The sequence below is a fragment of the Nocardia caishijiensis NBRC 108228 genome (assembly GCF_001612825.1).
GTDB lineage: Bacteria > Actinomycetota > Actinomycetes > Mycobacteriales > Mycobacteriaceae > Nocardia > Nocardia caishijiensis.
This window is the reverse complement of record NZ_BDBE01000047.1, coordinates 54,550-71,373: the sequence shown is the minus strand read 5'-3', so window position 1 is coordinate 71,373 and position 16,824 is coordinate 54,550. Positions and strand designations below refer to the sequence as shown.

At 69.2% G+C, this 16,824-nt stretch carries 15 protein-coding genes; 7 read left to right on the top strand and 8 right to left on the bottom strand.

The genetic code is table 11. The features are described 5' to 3' along the window. From NC7_RS25370 to kstR, 8 genes are all read right to left on the bottom strand, one after another. The coding region (locus tag NC7_RS25370) for a leucine zipper domain-containing protein (protein ID WP_157102175.1) at positions 1–255 on the bottom strand (255 nt) is incomplete at its 3' end. Positions 256–380: 125 nt separating this feature from the next. After that, positions 381–1,184, bottom strand: coding sequence for an enoyl-CoA hydratase/isomerase family protein (locus NC7_RS25365; protein ID WP_067987502.1), 804 nt, complete (start codon positions 1,182–1,184; stop codon positions 381–383). A gap of 14 nt (positions 1,185–1,198) precedes the next feature. Beyond that, positions 1,199–2,371, bottom strand: a complete 1,173-nt coding sequence (locus NC7_RS25360) for an acyl-CoA dehydrogenase family protein (protein ID WP_067987498.1) — start codon at positions 2,369–2,371, stop codon at positions 1,199–1,201. 40 nt (positions 2,372–2,411) lie between these two features. Next, positions 2,412–3,278 (bottom strand): metal ABC transporter permease, encoded by an 867-nt coding sequence (locus NC7_RS25355; RefSeq protein WP_157102174.1) that lies wholly within the window; start codon positions 3,276–3,278, stop codon positions 2,412–2,414. Continuing rightward, a complete protein-coding gene (locus tag NC7_RS25350; RefSeq protein ID WP_373861277.1) occupies positions 3,278–4,030 on the bottom strand; it encodes a metal ABC transporter ATP-binding protein in 753 nt (250 codons plus the stop codon). Before NC7_RS25350 ends, NC7_RS25355 begins: the two co-directional genes overlap by 1 nt. 201 nt (positions 4,031–4,231) lie before the next feature. Next, entirely contained in the window at positions 4,232–5,116 is an 885-nt protein-coding gene (locus tag NC7_RS25345; protein ID WP_067987495.1) for a metal ABC transporter solute-binding protein, Zn/Mn family, read from the bottom strand. A gap of 218 nt (positions 5,117–5,334) precedes the next feature. Continuing rightward, positions 5,335–7,917 (bottom strand): trehalose-phosphatase, encoded by a 2,583-nt coding sequence (gene otsB / locus NC7_RS25340; RefSeq protein WP_067987492.1) that lies wholly within the window; start codon positions 7,915–7,917, stop codon positions 5,335–5,337. Between the two features lie 175 nt (positions 7,918–8,092). After that, complete coding sequence (kstR, locus tag NC7_RS25335) at positions 8,093–8,707, bottom strand: cholesterol catabolism transcriptional regulator KstR (RefSeq protein WP_067987490.1); 615 nt, start codon at positions 8,705–8,707, stop codon at positions 8,093–8,095. Between the two features lie 129 nt (positions 8,708–8,836). Between kstR and NC7_RS25330 the strand changes: the two genes are divergently transcribed. The 7 genes from NC7_RS25330 (at position 8,837) to zapE (ending at position 16,763) form a co-directional block, all read left to right on the top strand. After that, positions 8,837–10,936 carry an acyl-CoA dehydrogenase family protein gene (locus tag NC7_RS25330; protein WP_067987486.1) on the top strand — a complete coding sequence of 700 codons (2,100 nt, stop codon included), beginning with the start codon at positions 8,837–8,839 and terminating at the stop codon, positions 10,934–10,936. A gap of 16 nt (positions 10,937–10,952) precedes the next feature. Further along, entirely contained in the window at positions 10,953–12,017 is a 1,065-nt protein-coding gene (locus NC7_RS25325; RefSeq protein ID WP_067987484.1) for an acyl-CoA dehydrogenase family protein, read from the top strand. Then, complete coding sequence (locus tag NC7_RS25320; RefSeq protein WP_067987479.1) at positions 12,002–13,165, top strand: acyl-CoA dehydrogenase family protein; 1,164 nt, start codon at positions 12,002–12,004, stop codon at positions 13,163–13,165. The genes NC7_RS25325 and NC7_RS25320 overlap by 16 nt, the downstream gene beginning before the upstream one ends. After that, positions 13,162–14,118: a bifunctional MaoC family dehydratase N-terminal/OB-fold nucleic acid binding domain-containing protein gene (locus NC7_RS25315; RefSeq protein WP_084458783.1), complete on the top strand. Its 957-nt coding sequence runs from the start codon at positions 13,162–13,164 to the stop codon at positions 14,116–14,118. Before NC7_RS25320 ends, NC7_RS25315 begins: the two co-directional genes overlap by 4 nt. After that, positions 14,115–14,540 carry a MaoC family dehydratase gene (locus NC7_RS25310; RefSeq protein ID WP_174550267.1) on the top strand — a complete coding sequence of 142 codons (426 nt, stop codon included), beginning with the start codon at positions 14,115–14,117 and terminating at the stop codon, positions 14,538–14,540. The genes NC7_RS25315 and NC7_RS25310 overlap by 4 nt, the downstream gene beginning before the upstream one ends. Further along, complete coding sequence (locus NC7_RS25305) at positions 14,537–15,706, top strand: lipid-transfer protein (protein WP_067987476.1); 1,170 nt, start codon at positions 14,537–14,539, stop codon at positions 15,704–15,706. Before NC7_RS25310 ends, NC7_RS25305 begins: the two co-directional genes overlap by 4 nt. A gap of 100 nt (positions 15,707–15,806) precedes the next feature. Then, a complete protein-coding gene (zapE, locus tag NC7_RS25300; RefSeq protein ID WP_084458782.1) occupies positions 15,807–16,763 on the top strand; it encodes a cell division protein ZapE in 957 nt (318 codons plus the stop codon). Positions 16,764–16,824 lie beyond the last annotated feature (61 nt).

Here is a 16,824-nt window from a genome sequence, read left to right as displayed (position 1 = left end):
CTTGCGCCGGCGCAAATCCACGATCTTGCGGACCACCGGTGCCGGGGTGCGGTTCGGGCTGTGGTGCGGGCGGCTGGAACGGTCGGCCATCCCGGCTGCGCCGATCTCGCGGTAACGCTTCTGCCATCGGTTGGCCGTCGGCCATGAAACATGGAAGTACTCGGCCGCTCGAGCGATCGGCCAACCGTCATCGACGATGCGGCGGGCCAGCAGCAATCGGCCTTTCGGAGTCAGTGGTGCGTTAGCGTGGACCACGAAGGTCTCCTGTCGTTGGGTGGTTGTCTCAGCAACTCCCACTCCACGACGGAGACCTTCGCCATTCAACGATCACCTACAGCGTGTCGTCACAATCCCTCAACCAACCTGCCTGGGCAGTACAGCTAGTCCAGCCGTGGGCGTTCGCCGGGGGCGTCCCAGGCGGGCCATTCGTCGGTGACGCTGCCCGACCAGTTCGGTTGGCGACGTTCCTTGAACGCTGTCATCGCCTCGCCGCCGTCGATGCTCTTGGCGACGTGTGCGTTGAGTTCGGACTCGAGCTGCCCGACGACGGCGGGGGTCATGCCGAGGCTTTCCCAGATGAGCCGCTTGGTGAGGGCCACGGGCAGCGGTGCGGGGCCACCGGCGATGTCCTCGGCGACGGACAGCGCGGTCGGCAGCACCTCGGCGGCGGGCAGGCTGGCATTGGCCAGCCCCATCGACTTGGCTTCGGCGCCGTCGAAGGTGCGGCCGGTGAGCATGATGTCGGCGGCGTTGGCGAGCCCGGCCAGGCGGGGTACGGTCCAGTGCGCGTAGCCGTCGGCGAGCACGCCGCGCCGGACCTGGGTGAGCCCGTATACGGCGTCGTCGGCGAAGTAGCGCAGGTCGCACTGCAGGGCCAGGGCGAGCCCGATTCCGACGGCGTGTCCGTTCACGGCGGCGATCACCGGTTTGCGCACCTGCCACGGCGCCGGGTCGAGCGTCGCGCTAGGCCCGCCCGCCGAGGCCGACAGGTCGGCGCCCGCGCAGAAGGCGGGTGGGGTGCCGGTGATGACGACGGCGCGGACGGCGTCGTCGCCGTCGCAGCGACGCAGGGCCGCCCCGAGTTCGGCCGCCATCGTCACCGTGACGGCATTGCGCTGGGCAGGACGGTTGAGCGTGAGTACCGCGACGCCCGCACGGACATCGACCAGCAATTCCGAACTCATGGGATCGAATGGTACTAGCGGCCGACCAGATGTCTGCCGATCGCGTATTTGTGGACTTCGGTCGGCCCGTCGTAGAGCCGGAAGGCCCGCATGTCGCGGAACAGCATCTCGACCACGGTCTCGTCGCTGATCCCGATGCCGCCGAGCACCTGCACGCACCGGTCGGTGACCTTGAACAGTTCTTCGGAAACAGCGGCCTTGGCCATCGATGATTCGTGCCTGGCCTGGTGACCCTGGTCCATCAGCCAGCAGGTGTGCCAGATGGTGAGCCTGCACTGGTGCAGCGCGATTTCGTTGTCGGCCAACATGAACGACACCCCTTCGTGCTGTCCGATGGGTTTGCCGAAGGCGGTGCGCGTACGCGCGTGGTCGAGCGCGATGCTCTGCGCGCGTTCGGCGGCGCCGAGCCACCGCATGCAGTGGGTGAGCCGGGCGGGCGCCAGACGCAACTGGGCGTAGCGCAGCGCCTGGCCGGTGCGGCCGAGGACCGCGCTCGGTGGCAGCGTCAGCTTCTCGAACCGCACCACCGCGTGCCCGCCCACGTAGTTGCGGTCCATCGTGTTCATGACCCGCTCGATGACGATGCCCGGTGTGTCGGCCTCGGTGAGGAACAGGGTCGGTCCGGCGGGCAGGTGCGGGTTCTCGGCCAGGTCGGCCATGATGATCCAGGTGGCCGCGCCGTCGGCTCCGGTGATGAGCCATTTCTGTCCGTCGATCACGAAGTTCTCACCGTCGAACACCGCCCGGGTGCTGAGCTGGCCGGGGTCCGAACCCGCTCCGCCCGGCTCGGTCATGGCGAACACCGATCGCCGTTCGCCGCGGATCATCGGCATCAGATGCCGCTCGATCTGGTCGGGATCGGCGATCTTGCCGAGCAGGTACATGTTGCCCTCGTCGGGTGCCGCGCAGTTCATCGCGACCGGCCCGAGCGTCGACCATCCGGCCGCCTCGTACACCAGCGCCTGCTCGACGTGGCTCAGCCCGAGCCCGCCGTACTCGACGGGCGCCTGCACGGTGAGCAGCTTCTCCGCCCGCGCCAGCTCCACCAGTTCGGCGCGCAACTCGTCGGTCGGCCCGTGCGCGGTGAGCCGGGGATCGCGTTCGAACGGCACGATCCGCTCCACGACGAACGCGCGCACCCGATCCCGCAGGGCGGCCAGATCCTCCGGTACCGAGAAATCGATCATGGATGAATCATGGCGCCGTCGTGCGCGGGGCGTGGCGATTTCAGCGCACGGACGCGAGCTTGCGTTGCCGGTGTCCGACGACCCGGCACACCAGGTAGATGGTGAACGAGATGCCGGTGACGAAGGTCGACACCGGCACGCCCGGCGCCAGCGACAGCAGCAGCCCGCCGACGGCGGCCACCTCGGCGAAGATCACCGACAGCACGGTGGCCCGCAGCGGACTCGAGGTCACCTGGGCAGCCGCGGCGGCGGGGGTGATGAGCAGGGCGAGCACCAGCAGTGCGCCGACGATCTGCACGCCGAACGCGGCGGTGATGCCGAGCAGTACCGCGAACACCACCGACAGCGCGCGAACCGGGATGCCGCGTGCCACGGCGACTTCGGGGTCGGCGCTGGCGAACAGCAGCGGCCGGTACACCACGGCGAGCACAGCGAGCACGGCGGCGGTGCAGGTGAGCAGCAGGGCGAGCCCGTCGTAGCCGACGCTGGCGACCTGACCGGTGAGCAGCGAGAACTTCGATCCGGCACGGTCGGGGGAAAGCCACAGGAACAGCACCGACAGGCCGAGCCCGAACGAGAGCACCACCGCGATCACCGAATCGCGTTCGCGCGCACGGGAACCGAGCCAGCCGAACAGCACGGCCGCTACCACCGAACCGGCGATCGCGCCGAACCCGACGCCCACGCCGACGAGCAGCGCCGCCGCCGCGCCGGTCAACGACAGTTCGCTCGTTCCGTGCACCGCGAACGACATCTGCCTGGCCACGATGAGCGGGCCGATCAGCCCGGCGAGCAGGCCGAGCAGGGCGGCGGCGAGCAGGGCCTGCTGAACGAAGTCGTAGCCGAGCAGGTTCGCGGTGGTGCCGATGTCGAACATCGACGTGAGCACTTTGGTGAGCTTGTCCATCAGGCCAGCGCGTCCATGTCGTCCCCGGTGCCGACGACGACGAGCCGCCCGCGCACCCGCAGCACCTCCACCTCGGTGCCGTAGAGCTCCGAGAGGGTCTGCGAGGTCATCACCTCGTCGGGTGTGCCGATCCGGAACTCGCCGTCGACCAGGTACAGCACCCGGTCGACCAGCGGCAGGATCGGGTTGAGCTCGTGGGTCACGAACAGCACGGCGGTGTCGTGTTCGCGGCGGCGCTTGTCGATCAGTTCGGCGACGAGCCGCTGATTGGCCATGTCGAGACTGAGCAGCGGTTCGTCGCACAGCAGCACCGACGGGTCGCCGACGAGCGCTTGGGCCACCCGCAACCGCTGCTGCTCGCCGCCGGACAGCGATTCGAGCGGCGCGTGCGCGAACTGCTGCGCGCCGACGGCGGCCACGGCGGCCTCGACCCGCGCGGCCCGTTCCCCACGCTTGCGCCAGCCGAGTCCCCACCGGTGCCCGTCGACACCGAGTCCGACCAGGTCGACGCCACGCAACAGCACGCCCGCGTCGATCGTCTTCTGCTGCGGGATGTACCCGATGCCTGGGTTGCCCACCCCGGCCGGTCGTCCGGCGATCTCAGCGGTGCCCGCGCTGAGGCCGAGCGTGCCGAGCAGCACCCGCAGCAGCGAGGTCTTCCCCGACCCGTTCGGCCCGAGCACCGCGATGAACTCACCGGGGGAGACCTCGAGATCGAGGTCGCTCCAGAGCGTGCGTTCGCCGAACGCCATCGTGGCCGAGCGCAACCGGATCGCCGGATCGGCGGGCGCGTCTGCGGCGCCGACGGCAGGCGTGCCCGCGGTGCCGGGCATACCGGTCCCCGTCAGTGCGGTCGCGTCGGTCATGAGGTCCTCGGTCGAGTGTTCAGCGGTTCGGTCTGCGTCGGTCTGGTTCAGCGAGCCGGGTGGTGCGTGGTCCGCTGGATTCGAGCATCAGCGCAGGGCCGCGGCCAGCGCCTTGGCGTTGGCCGTCTGCCACTGCACATAATCGACACCCTCGGGCAGTGTTTCGGTCACCTCGACCACGTTCACGCCCGCCGCCTGGGCGGCCGCGCGCAGATCCTGGGTGACCTTGTCCTGGGTCTGGGTGTTGTAGATCAGGGCCTTGACCTGCTTGCCGGTGATGAGGTCGCGGGTGGCGGCGACGGCGGCCGGAGACGGGTCGGTCTCCTGCTCGATCGCTTCCTGGAATTCGTGCGGAGTCTTGTCCTGCGCCGTGGCGGCCAGCAGCAGGTAGTGCGCCAGCGGCTCGGACTGGGCGACCGCCGCGTTCGGCGTCTGCGCCGCGATGGCACCGGTGATGGTGCTGATGCCCATCAGCTGGTTCTTGAAGGCGACGGCGCGCTCGGTGTAGGCGTCCTTGTGCGGTGCGTCGATCTCGCCGAGTTCGGCGGCGATGCGGTCGGCGACGGCGGCGACGGTGGTGATGTCGTACCAGACGTGCTCGTTCTCGTCGCTCTTGTCGGTGCGCTGTTCGAACGCCTCGACGGTGCGCTTGTCCTTACCGGCGATGGCCTGCTCGATGAACTCGTCGTAGTGCCCGCCGTTGAACACCACGAGCTCGGCATCGCTGATCTTCGCGGTATCGGTGGCCGAGGTCTCGAACGAATGCGGGTCGGCGGCTGGATCGGTGATGATGGCGCTGACCTGGGCGTCCGGTCCGGCGACCGCGCTCGCGACCGACCCCCACACATCGGTGGACGCCACGATCGATGGAGTCCCGGATTCCTCGGAGCCGCCGCCACACGCCGTGAGCACGGCGGCGACCGCCACCCCCGCCGTGAGACCGGCACACGCACGGGCGATTCGACTGTTCACGCGGGACTCCTGAGGGCAAACCACGACCGGACCGCAGACAGTTGTGCGGCAGATCATAATGGAAATCGTTACCGTTTTAGATTAGCAGGAATCCGCCGCACCCTTGAACGAGGCCTATCGGTCATCGCCCCTGGTTCGTCCGTATAGGGGTAATTCACCGGGCACGGGCCGACGTTCCCGCAGGGGAACGTCGGCCACCTGCCTGGTATGTCCCGCGCCTAGGTCTGGCCCGATGTCACGGGGAGGCGGGCACTGCTGAGGAGCTGGGCGCAGCGGAGCAGGCCGAGATGGCTGTAGGCCTGCGGATGGTTGCCGAGCGAGCGCTCGGCGACCGGGTCGTACTCCTCGCTGAGCAGACCGGTCGGCCCGGCCGCGGCGACGAGCTGGGCGAACAGGGCTTCCGCGTCGGAGCGGCGGCCGATGAGGAGGTAGGCCTCGACCAGCCAGGCCGCGCACAGGTGGAAGCCGCCCTCGCCGCCGGGCAGACCGTCGTCGTGGTGGTAGCGGTACACCGTCGCGCCACTGCGCAGTTCGGCCTCGGTGGCGACAACGGTCGCCGCGAAGCGCGGATCGGCCGGGTCGATCAGGCCGCTGAGGCCGATGTGCAGGGTGGCCGCGTCCAGGTCGGTGCCGTCGTAGGCCGCGGTGTAGGACTGCACCTCCTCGTTCCAGCCCTTGGCCTTCACTTCCTCGGCGATGGTGTCGCGCAGGGTCACCCATTCGGGATCGATCCCGCGATCGAAACGCTGCGCGAGGGTGAGCGCCCGGTCGACGGTGAGCCACCCCATCACCTTCGAGTACACGTGGTGACGCGGGTTGCCACGGATCTCCCAGATGCCGTGATCGGGCTCGGTCCAGCGCCGCCGCACGGCCGAGACCATGGCGTGCACCAGTTCCCAGTCCGCGTCGGGCAGTGCTTCGGCAGCGTCGGTGGCGCCCTGGCGTTCCCGTTCCTGCGCCATGGTGGTGATGAGGTCGACGATCGGGCCGAACACATCGAGCTGGACCTGCATGTTGGCCGCGTTGCCCACACGCACCGGCCGCGAACCGGCGTAGCCCGGCAGCAGGTCGATGACGGCCTCGGGCGGCAGTGTTTCGCCGTAGATCGTGTACAGCGGGTGCAGCCGCTCGGGTCCGGGCAGGGTGGCGAGCACCTTGTGCACCCAGTCGAGGAATTCCTCGGCCTCGGTGAGCGAACCGAGCGTCACCAGGGCCTGCGCGGTGAGTGAGGCGTCGCGCAGCCAGCAGTAGCGGTAGTCCCAGTTGCGCACGCCGCCGATGTCCTCGGGCAGCGAGGTGGTCGCGGCGGCGAGGATCGAGCCGGACGGGCGGTGCACCAGCCCGCGCAGGGTCAGCGCGGAACGCTTCATCAGATCGGGCTTGAGCGGCGGCAGCTGCAGGCCGCTCGCCCATTCGGCCCAGTACTGTTCGGCCAGCTGCCGACGCTGCGGTTCCGGCGTCATCGACGGCGCGAGATCGGCTGTACCGCAGCGCAATTCGAGAACCACCGGCGCCACGGCCGGGTCGACCACCGCGCGCGCCTGCTCGCTGATGCCGTCGGAGGTGATCTCCCACTCCACGCCGGGGGAGCGCAGCACCATCGGATCGTTGGTGCCGCTCACCCGAAGTCCGTTGTGCACGGCCTCGATCCGCACGGGCACCTGCCCGAATTCCGGGCGCGGCGCGAAGTGCACGACGGCCTTGGCGGTCCCGGTGATGACGCGGGTCAGGTCGGTTCGGCTCGGGGTCACGTCGTGGGGCAGGTAGTCGGCCACCTGCAAACTGGCCCACCGGGTTTCGACGGTCATGGTGCCGTCGACATAGCGCTGCGACAACGGCAGGCTCGGCCGTTCCGGCGCCACCGTGAAGTGCCCGGCCGCCGACCCACCGAGCAGGTGCGCGAACACCGCCGCCGAATCGGGTTCCGGATGGCAGAACCAGGTGACGGTCGCGTCGGGGGTGAGCAGCGCGACCGAGCGCGGGCTGGCGAGCATGCTCAGCCGTTCGATGCGCGGCGCGCTCGCACCGGCGAGCCAGGTGCGCCGCTCCTCGACGAGGAACGCCAGCGCGCGCGCCACGTCCTCGGTGGAGTCGACGCGCAGCTTGGCCAGGCTCTCGCCCTCGCCGACCTTGATGCCGACATCGGGACCCGACAGCACCCGGAAGGCCTTCTCGTCGGTGACGTCGTCGCCGAAGAACACTGCGGCCGAGGCGCTTTCCTGGTGCCGGATGGTGTCGAGCGCGGTGCCCTTGTCGGTGGGGATCACCGCGAGTTCGATCACCGCCTTGCCTTCGGTCACCTGCACGCCCACCCAGCACGCCGGGCCCTGGCGCGCGGCTTTGAGTGCGCGCCTGCCGATTTCGGGGCTGGCGTTGCGCACGTGCAGGGCGGCGCTCGCCGGTTTCATCTCCACGGTGACACCGGGGTTGTCGGCGGCGATCTTGGCGAAGGCGGCGTGGATCTCGGAGAGGAGTTGTTTGGCGTCGTTGTCGATGGCGTGCACGAAGCCCACATCGAACTCGGACCCGTGACTACCGATCAGTTGGACCTCGACGGGCAGCCGCGACAGCGCGGCCAGATCCCGAAGTGCCCGGCCGGAGATCACCGCTGCCGTGGTATTGGTCAGTCCCGCGAGCGCGCGTAGCGCACTCACCGATTCCCGTTGGGGAAACGCTTTCGACGGGTCGGACACGATCGGGGCGATTGTCCCGTCGTAGTCCGAGGCGACCAATAGCCGTGGCACTCGTGCGACCGAAGCCAGTGCACGGCGGACATCCAAGGGCAGTTCCTGTGCGCTCACGCATCCAACCTAGTGATGGGAGGAGTGGATCTGGGGGCGCCAAAAACAATACTGGGTCAATTCTCGCGCGCGAGCGGCGCGGCGGGTTGTGCGCACGAGTGTCGTCCGGGTAGCCCGCGACCTCGCGGCTAATCCCGTCGGTCCTCGTCCGGATGGACCGACGGGTGAGCAGGGGTTATCCGCGATCGCCCAGCAACAGGTCGACGGTGAGTTCGAGCCGTTCGGTGACGTCGGTCGCGGACGCGCGCCGGGTGAGCCAGGCCACCAGGTTCGACAGCCACACATCCGAGATCACGCGCGCGATGGCGAGTTGGCGCTCGGTCGGTTCGCCGTCGGCGATGGCGCGGGCGAACACCCGGTCCATCACCTTGCCCACGCGGTCGACCTCGGCGGCGGCGGAGGCGTCGGCGAACATGAACGCGCGGGTCATGGCTTCGGTGAGCAGCGGATCGCGCTGCATCATCCGGGTGATCTGGGTGAGCAGGCCGTGCATGCGCTCGGAGGAGCCGTCGCCTGCCAGTGGCTTGCGCTTGCTCTCGAACTGCTCGAATTCCCTGGCCAGGGCCGAAACCAGCAGGTGGACCTTGGAGGGGAAGTAGCGGTAGAGGGTGCCGACGGCCACGTCGGCGCGTTCGGCGACCGCGCGCATCTGCACCGCGTCGTAGCCGCCCTTGGACGCCAGCGCGAGGGTGGCGTCGAGGATGCGCTTGCGACGTTCGCGCTGCGCCGTGGAACTCAGCTCCTCTTCGGACAGCGTTGTCACGGTGGGCGTTGGTGCGGGACTGTCCATCGTGGAAACCCTTTCGCTGAGTACGGCAGGAGAACATGGTTGCCGGTGAAGGTCTCTTGACTTACACCCACCCCGGATATTAGAACATGTTCTAGGAGTGGGAGCCACGCCGGAAGGGCGGTTTTTCTTGTGACCATCGCCACCACTGACGAGCATAAAGCCGCCGCGGCCTCCCTGCGGAGCTGGGCCAGCGCGGCGGCGCCGATTGCAACAATGCGGGCGGGGGGCAGCTGGCGTGAATGCTGGCCTGCACTTGCCGAATTCGGGTTGTTCCAGGTAGCGCTCGACGACGAGCGCGGCGGACTCGGCGGCACCGTCGCCGACCTGGCCGTGCTGCTGGAACAGACGGCAGACGACCTGGTCGGCGGACCGGTGCTCGCAACTGCGCTGGCCGGTCTCGTCGCCGGTGCCGCCGATGACGAGCCGTGCGGTGTCGCGCTGCCCGACGCGTCGTCGGCTACGGCGACGGGCTCGGACGCCGAGGGCTGGAAGGTCAGCGGCACTTGGGAATTCACCTACGGCGCCGAGGCCGGGACGCGGGTACTCGTGCCCGCCGACACCGCGGACGGCACCCGCTGGTTCGTGCTCACCGACGCGACGATCACGCCGCTGTCCAGCGGTGATCCGACGGTGCCGGTCGCGCGGGTCACCGCCGAGAGTGTCGCTGCCGCACAGAGTTTCACGCCGTCGTTCGACGTCACCGACCTGTTCGTCACCCTCGCGGCCGCCGAGCTCGCCGGGCTGGCCGGGTGGTGCCTGCGCACGGCGGTCGACTACGCCAAGGTGCGTGAGCAGTTCGGCAAGCCGATCGGCAGCTTCCAGGCGATCAAGCACCTGTGCGCCTGGATGCTGTGCCGCACCGAAATGATCCGCGCGGTGGCCGCCGACGCCGCCGACGCCTTCGACTCCGGGGGCCAGGAACTGCCGATCGCGGCGGCCGTCGCCGCGGCCTGCGCCCTCGACGCGGCCGTCGACACCGCCAAGGACGCCATCCAGGTGCTCGGCGGCATCGGCTTCACCTGGGAACACGACGCGCACCTCTACCTGCGCCGGGCCAGTTCGCTGCGGCAACTGCTCGGTGGGTCGGCGCGCTGGCGGGCCCGGGTCGCCGAGTTGACCCGCGACGGGCAGCGCCGGACCACCGGGGCCGAGCGCGTCCTCGGTGACGCCGAGGGTGACACCGCGCTGTCGGCCGAGATCGCCACTCTTGCCGCGCTCCCGGTGGCCGAACGGCCGCGTGCCCTCGCCGACGCGGGCCTGATCATGCCGCACTGGCCGAAACCCTATGGGCGGGGCGCGGATCCGATGACCTGCCTACAGATCGCCGAGCAGCTGCGCCGCGCCGAGGTGGAAACCCCGGACCTCGCGGTCGCCGGTTGGGCGGTGCCGACCCTGCTTCGCTTCGGTACCGAGGAGCAGATCGAGCGCTTCGTCTGGCCGACCCTGCACGGCGAGGTGATCTGGTGTCAGCTGTTCAGCGAGCCGGGCGCCGGGTCCGACCTGGCCGCCCTTCGCACCTCCGCCGAGCGGGTCGAGGGCGGCTGGGTGCTGCGCGGCCAGAAGGTGTGGACGTCGCTGGGTGCCACCGCGAACTGGGGCATCTGCCTGGCCCGCACCGATCCGGCCGCGGCCAAGCATCGCGGCATCAGCTACTTCCTCGTCGACATGCGCGCCGAGGGCGTGCAGGTGCGCCCGCTGGTGCAGATCACCGGCGAGGAGAAGTTCAGCGAGGTGTTCCTCGACGACGTGTTCGTGCCCGACAATTGCCTGGTCGGCGCTCTGAACAATGGCTGGAAGATCGCCCGCGCCACCCTCTCGGCCGAGCGCGTCGCCATGGGCGGCGGCGGGATCGGTGGGGCGTTGGAAGCGCTGCTCGACGGTTTCCCGCCCGGCGGATGGGGAACGGAACTGCGCGAGGACCGGTTCGGCGCCCTGATCACCACCTCGATTGCTGGCACTTTGCTGGATCAGCGTATCGCGGCGGCCATCGTGGTCGGAGCCGACGCGGGCGCCCAGGCGGCCGTCCGCAAACTCGTCGGTGTCCGGTACCGCCAGGAACTCGCCGAATATGCCCTGGAACTTTCCGGCCGAGAAGGTTCCCTGGACAGCGCCGGTCTGAAAGAATTCTTGCTCACACGCTGTCTCTCCATCGCGGGCGGTACCGAGCAGATCCTGTTGACCGTGGCGGCCGAACGGATTCTCGGCATGCCGCGCGATGCGGACAGTTAGCTCGAAGGAGGACGCCGTGGATTTCACCCGCGACGAAAGTGCCGATGCCGTAGCCGAGGTTGTCGTGAGCCTGCTCGAACGTGAGCCTGCCCGCGACATGGAATTGTGGCCGAGTCTCATCGACTCGGGCCTGCTCGCCGTCCCCGTACCCGAGCGGTTCGGCGGCGACGGGATGGGGTTGCCCGAGGTGGCGGCCCTGCTGATGGAACTGGCCACCGACGCGGCCGCGGTGCCCGCGCTGCCGACCTTCGGGTTCGGTGTACTTCCGCTGTTGCCGGTGCTGCCCGACGACCTGGCCGAACGGGTGCTCGCCGAGATCGGCAAGGGCTCTGTGCTCACCGCCGCGCTCAACGAACCGGGCGCGCCGTTCACCACCACGCCGACGACGACGGCGATGCGCGACGGCGACATCGTGCGCGTCACGGGCCGCAAGACCGGTGTGCTCTACGCCGAACAGGCCCGCTGGATCCTGGTACCGACCGACGCCGGTGTCGCCCTGGTCGACGGGGTGGCACCCGGTCTCGAGGTGATCGCGGTGACCAGCTCGGCCGGGGTCCCCGAGGCTTCGCTGATCCTCGACGAGGTGGAGATCCCCGCCGACCAACTCCTGCCCGACGCCCTGCCCGGCCTGCACCGATACGCCGTCGCCTGCCTCGGCGCGGTCGCCGACGGTCTACTCAAAGGCGCGGTCACCCTGACCGCCGAGCACGTGCGGACCAGGGAACAGTTCGGCAGGCCACTGGCGGAGTTCCAGGCGGTCGCCCAGCAGATCGCCGACCTCTACGTGGTGTCGCGCACGCTGCACGTGGCCGCCGAGTCGGCGTGCTGGGCGCTGGCGCACAACGACGCCTCGCCCGAGCATCAGGACCGTATCGACGAGGACCTCGCCGTCCTCGCGTACTGGGCGGCGGCCGAGGTGCCGCGCGCCATGCAGCAGTGCCATCACCTGCACGGGGGGCTCGGCGTCGACATCACCCACCCGATGCACCGCTATTACTCACAGGCCAAGGATCTCGCGCGGCTGCTCGGCGGCGCGGATCTGCGGCTCGACCTTCTGGGAGCCAGATGTTCATCGATCTGACCGCCGAACAGCGGCGGTTGCGCGAGGAATTGCGTTCCTATTTCGCCGATCTCGTCACGCCCGCCGAACACGCCGAGATGGCGGTCAACCGGCACGGCGACGCCTACCGCGAGGTGGTGCGCCGGATGGGTCGCGACGGCTGGCTCGGCGTCGGCTGGCCGAAGGAGTTCGGCGGGCAGGGTTTCGGCCCGATGGAACAGCAGATCTTCTTCAACGAAGCCGTCCGCGCCGATGTGCCGCTGCCGCTGGTCACCTTGCTGACCGTCGGCCCCACGCTGCAGAAGTACGGCACCGATGCGCAGAAGAAGAAGTTCCTGCCCGGAATCCTCTCCGGTGACATCCATTTCGCCATCGGCTATTCCGAGCCGTCGGCCGGGACCGACCTGGCCGCGCTGCGCACCACCGCCGTGCGAGACGGCGACGGTGACTGGATCGTCAACGGGCAGAAGATCTTCACCACCGGCGCGCACGAGGCCGACTACGTGTGGCTGGCCTGCCGCACCGGAACGGTCGAATCCCGCCACCGCGGCATCACGATCCTCATCGTCGACACGTCGGACCCCGGCTATTCGTGGACGCCGATCATCACCTGCGACGGCGCCCACCACACCAACGCCACCTACTTCGACGACGTGCGGGTCCCCGCCGACATGCTGGTCGGCGAGGAGAACCGGGGTTGGCGGCTGATCACCACCCAGCTCAACCACGAGCGCGTGAGCCTCGGCCCCTCGGGCAAGATCGAACAGCTCTACGACCGCCTGCGTGACTGGTCGGCGGCGCACGATCTGCTGCCCCGGCCGGAGGTGCGACGCGCGCTCGGCCGGGTGCGAACCATGGTGCGGCTCAACGAGTTGCTGAACTGGCAGGTCGCCGCCGCCGACCCGGCCGCCGCGCAGAACACCGTCATCGCCGATGCCTCGGCGACCAAGGTGTTCTCCACCGAGGCACTGCAAGAAGCCGGTCGTCTGGTGGAGGAGGTCGTCGGCCGCTACGGCGACGCCGCCGACCCCGACACGGCCGAGCTGCTCGGCTGGCTCGACCGGCGGACCAAACAGAACCTCGTCGTCACCTTCGGTGGCGGCGTCAACGAGATCATGCGCGAACTGGTGGCCTCGTCCGGCCTGGAACTGCCGCGCGTGCCCCGATGAACCAGGAGCGGCGTGTGCCGGAAACAGCTGTGCCCGAGGATGTCCACGCGGGCCTGACCGAACTGGTCGCGGCGGGGGAGAGCGCTCCCCGGGTGGGCCGCGACCCGGTGAACCAGCCGATGATCCACAACTGGGTGGAGGCGATCGGCGACACCAATCCGATCTATGTCGACGAGGCCGCCGCCGTGGCCGCCGGTCACCCCGGCATCGTCGCGCCGCCCGCCATGGCCCAGGTCTGGACGATGACCGGCCTGCACGGCGAGCGCGCCGCCGACGACCCCATCGGGCGGGTCAACCACCTGCTCGACGCGGCGGGCTACACCTCCGTCGTCGGCACCAACTGCGAGCAGACCTACCACCGCTACCTGCGCCCCGGCGAAGAGGTGAAGGCCACCAGTCGGCTCTCGGAGTTCAAGGGTCCCAAGCGAACCGCGCTCGGTGACGGATGGTTCCTGACCTTCACCACCACTTGGACCGTCGGTGACGAGGTGGTCACCGAAATGCTGTTCCGTCTCCTGAAGTTCGCCCCAGCGCGGGCGGCCGAATCGGAGACCGCCCCGGCGGACCGGGTGGGACCGGTCATCTCCCGTGATACCGAATTCTTCTGGGCGGGAACCGAAGCCGGTGAGCTGCGCATCCAGCGCCTGCCCGACGGTTCGTTGCGCCACCCACCGATCCCCGCGCTGTGGCAGGACAAGACCGAGCCGACGGACTATGTCGTCGCGGCGGGCACCGGCACCGTGTTCAGCTTCGTCGTGCACCACGCGCCGAAGGTGCCCGGGCGCGACCTGCCGTTCGTGGTCGCCCTCGTCGAACTCGACGAAGGGGTGCGCGTGCTCGGCGAACTGCGCGGGATCGACCCGGCCGAGGTGGCCATCGGTCAGCCGGTGACGGTCGCCTTCGAAAAGCTCGCCGACGGCACGGTTCTCCCGTACTGGCAGGCACGACGATGACAGAAGAGGTGCAAGCCGTGACTGCTCCCACCGTGGGAACCGTGTTGCCGGAGTTGGTGATCCACGCCGACCCCACGTTCATCATCAGTACCGCCCTGGCCACCAGGGACTTCCAGGACGTGCACCACGATCGGGACAAGGCGGTGGCGCGCGGATCCGCCGACATCTTCGTCAACATCCTCACCGACACCGGCCTCGTGCAGCGGTTCGTCACCGACTGGGCGGGCCCGACCGCACGGGTGAAGTCCATCGCGTTGCGGCTCGGTGTTCCGCTGTATTCCGGTGACACCTTGACGCTGACGGGCACGGTCGCGCAGGTCGAGGGCGACTCGGTCACCATCGATGTCCGTGGTCGCGACAGTCTCGGCGAGCACATCACCGCGACCGCGGTCATCGCCCTGCCCGAACTGGAGGCGAAATGAGCACGCTGTCCGGCCGCGCCGCCATTGTCGGCATCGGTGCCACCGACTTCTCCAAGGACTCCGGTCGCAGCGAATTGCGGCTGGCCGCCGAGGCGGTCACCGCCGCCCTGGCCGACGCGGGTCTCACGCCCGCCGACGTCGACGGGCTGACCACCTTCACCATGGACACCAACACCCAGGCCGCCGTGGCCAGGGCGGTCGGCATCCCGAATCTGAAGTTCTTCAGTTATATCGGCTACGGCGGCGGCGCGGCCTGCGCGACCGTGCAGCAGGCGGCGATGGCCGTGGCCACCGGTGTGGCCGATGTCGTCGTGGCCTATCGCGCGTTCAACGAGCGTTCCGGCGCCCGCTTCGGGCAGTTCTCGCCTGCCCTCGCCGCGGCTCCGACGTCCTCGGGGATCGACGCGGGCTGGGCCTACCCGCAGGGTCTCGGCACGCCCGCCGCGCAGGTGGCGATGGTCGCCCGGCGGTACATGCATGTCACCGGAGCGACCAGCGCCGACTTCGGGAAGGTCGCGGTGGCCGACCGCAAGCACGCCGCGGTGAACCCGAACGCCTTCTTCTACGGCAAGCCGATCACGCTGGAGCAGCACCAGGATTCGCGCTGGATCGCCGAACCGCTGCACCTGCTCGACTGCTGTCAGGAATCCGACGGTGGTGTCGCGATCGTCGTCACCAGTGCCGAACGGGCCCGTGACCTGCCGCAGCGTCCGGCCGTCATCGCGGCCGCCGCCCAGGGCAGCGGCCCCGACCAGTACGTGATGACCAGCTACTACCGCGACGCGATGACCGGCCTGCCCGAAATGGGCCTCGTCGGCGAGCAGCTCTGGGCGCAGAGCGGTCTCGCCGCCACCGATATGCAGGCGGCCATTCTCTACGACCACTTCACCCCGTTCGTCCTCATGCAGCTCGAGGAACTCGGCTTCTGCGGTCGCGGCGAAGCCAAGGACTTCATCGCCGACGGTGCCATCGAGATCGGCGGCCGACTGCCCCTCAACACCCACGGCGGTCAGCTCGGTGAGGCCTACATCCACGGCATGAACGGCATCGCCGAAGCTGTCCGCCAGCTCCGAGGCACCTCGGTGAACCAGGTCGACGACCTGGAACGCATCGTCGTCACGGCGGGCACCGGCGTCCCGACCTCCGGCCTGGTGCTCACCGCCTGACGCGGCGGCGGGTGACTCAACGCACCCTGTCGATCGGGTCACCAACTCTGTCGCCCGTCCTCCTCGCCCCACTACAACTGGGTGGGACGAGGAGGTCGGTGTGGCAGTGGTTCTCGATCCCGGGCAGACGGCGGCGGCGGCGCGGCTCGGGCGGTTGCTCGACCGGCACGGGCGGGTACGGAAACGGGTGCGTGGGATCTACCTGCACGGCAGGCCGGGCCGAGGCAAGACGATGGTGATGGATCGGTTCTTCGCCTCGGCTGATCCGATTCGCAAGCGGCGCTTTCATTTCCACAACTTCTTCGCCGAACTGCACGCGGCGGCACACGAACTCGGGTCGATCGAAAAGGCGGTCGCGCGTTTGCTCGGTGACGCGGAACTGGTGTGTTTCGACGAATTCCACGTGCACGACATCGGCGACGCCATGCTCGTGGCCCGGCTGCTCGACACCCTGTTCGCCGAACACCGCACCCTGGTCGTCACGTCGAACTACCCACCCGAGGGGCTGCTGCCCAACCCGCTGTTCCACGACCGGTTCGTGCCGACCATCGAGCGCATCCGCGCCGCCCTCGACGTGGTGACACTCGACGGCCCACTCGACTACCGCACCCTCGGCACTCGCCAGGACCAAGGCTTCGGCGCCGGACGCTATGTGGTGACGGCGGAGGACATCCTCGGCCCGGGCGTGGTGCTCGACCTGATCGACGGGCGCACGGTGCGCGCGGAATCCGTGGACGGTGAGGCGGTCACCTTCGGCTTCGCGCACCTGTGCGGTACCGCCACCAGCGCCGCCGACTACCTGCGCCTGACCGCCCGCTTCCACCGCTGGACGCTGGTCGCGGTGCCTCCGCTGCGCGAGGTGCCACCGGACTGGGCGATGCGGCTGGTGAATCTCGTCGACATCCTCTACGACGCCGACCTGCCGTGCACGATCCACGCGGCCGAACCCGTCACCGAGCTGACCGCCGGGGTGGCGGCCGTGCCGGACCTCGCCCGCACCGCGAGCCGACTCAGTGAACTCTCACTAACCGGAGCCCGAACCGTTCGTACTGCGTAGCGGGCGCACGGCCGCGAGGGGGACAATGAACAGGAGGAAATCCAAAAGAGCCGATTTCCTC

Coding starts and splice junctions, on each gene's coding strand:
- NC7_RS25365 (WP_067987502.1), bottom strand. CDS start 1,184: ATGAGTTCGGAATTGCTGGTCGATGTCCGTGCGGGCGTCGCGGTACTC.
- kstR (WP_067987490.1), bottom strand. CDS start 8,707: ATGGACAGTCCCGCACCAACGCCCACCGTGACAACGCTGTCCGAAGAG.
- NC7_RS25305 (WP_067987476.1), top strand. CDS start 14,537: ATGAGCACGCTGTCCGGCCGCGCCGCCATTGTCGGCATCGGTGCCACC.
- NC7_RS25315 (WP_084458783.1), top strand. CDS start 13,162: ATGAACCAGGAGCGGCGTGTGCCGGAAACAGCTGTGCCCGAGGATGTC.
- NC7_RS25350 (WP_373861277.1), bottom strand. CDS start 4,030: ATGGCGTTCGGCGAACGCACGCTCTGGAGCGACCTCGATCTCGAGGTC.
- NC7_RS25310 (WP_174550267.1), top strand. CDS start 14,115: ATGACAGAAGAGGTGCAAGCCGTGACTGCTCCCACCGTGGGAACCGTG.
- NC7_RS25360 (WP_067987498.1), bottom strand. CDS start 2,371: ATGATCGATTTCTCGGTACCGGAGGATCTGGCCGCCCTGCGGGATCGG.
- NC7_RS25320 (WP_067987479.1), top strand. CDS start 12,002: ATGTTCATCGATCTGACCGCCGAACAGCGGCGGTTGCGCGAGGAATTG.
- NC7_RS25355 (WP_157102174.1), bottom strand. CDS start 3,278: ATGGACAAGCTCACCAAAGTGCTCACGTCGATGTTCGACATCGGCACC.